At 64.9% G+C, this 630-nt stretch carries 1 protein-coding gene; it reads left to right on the top strand.

All coding sequences use genetic code 11. From position 1 onward, the window contains the following. The coding region (locus EN991_RS38775) for a PLP-dependent transferase (protein WP_206519372.1) at nt 1-379 on the top strand (379 nt) is incomplete at its 5' end. Nucleotides 380-630 lie beyond the last annotated feature (251 nt).

Below are 630 nucleotides of genomic sequence, written 5' to 3'. Positions count from 1 at the left end.
CAACGGCCTGAAGATCGCGCAATGGCTGGAAGCGCGCCGCGACGTCCGCCGCGTCATCTATCCCGGCCTCGCCAGCCACCCGCAGCACGCCGTCGCCGTCCAGCAGATGCATGCCTTCGGCGGCATGATCACAGCCGTGCTCGACCGCGACCTAGCCGGCACCAAAAAGTTCCTCGAACGCACGCAATTGTTCACGCTCGCCGAAAGCCTCGGCGGTGTGGAGAGCCTGATCGAGCACCCGGCGCTGATGACGCATGGCTCCATACCGGCGGAGAAACGGGCCGAGATCGGCATATCGGATTCGCTGGTAAGGTTGTCGGCGGGGATCGAGGATGGCGATGATCTGATCGCCGATCTGGATCAGGCGCTGGCGGGCTAGAAGCTCAATCAACTTGCAACTTCAGCGTTGCCCCTCATCGCCCTGCCTTGGCTCCTTTCCTTTCCTTTCCCTCCGGAGGGGGGAGAGGTGGCTCGGCGAAGCCGAGACGGAGTGGGGGAAGGCGTTCGCAGACGCGCAGTCGCCGCAAGACAGGCACAATCTGACGAGCAAGAGACCTCAGGCGCGCGGCGAGGGTCGACCCCCACTCCGTCGAGCTTCGCTCGACACCTCTCCCCCGATCGACGGGGGAG

Origin of the sequence: Mesorhizobium sp. M7A.F.Ca.US.005.03.2.1 (genome assembly GCF_003997795.1) — a bacterium.
Taxonomy (GTDB): domain Bacteria; phylum Pseudomonadota; class Alphaproteobacteria; order Rhizobiales; family Rhizobiaceae; genus Mesorhizobium; species Mesorhizobium ciceri.
The sequence above is the reverse complement of the archived record's forward strand: the minus strand, read 5'-3'. Positions and strand labels throughout refer to the sequence as shown.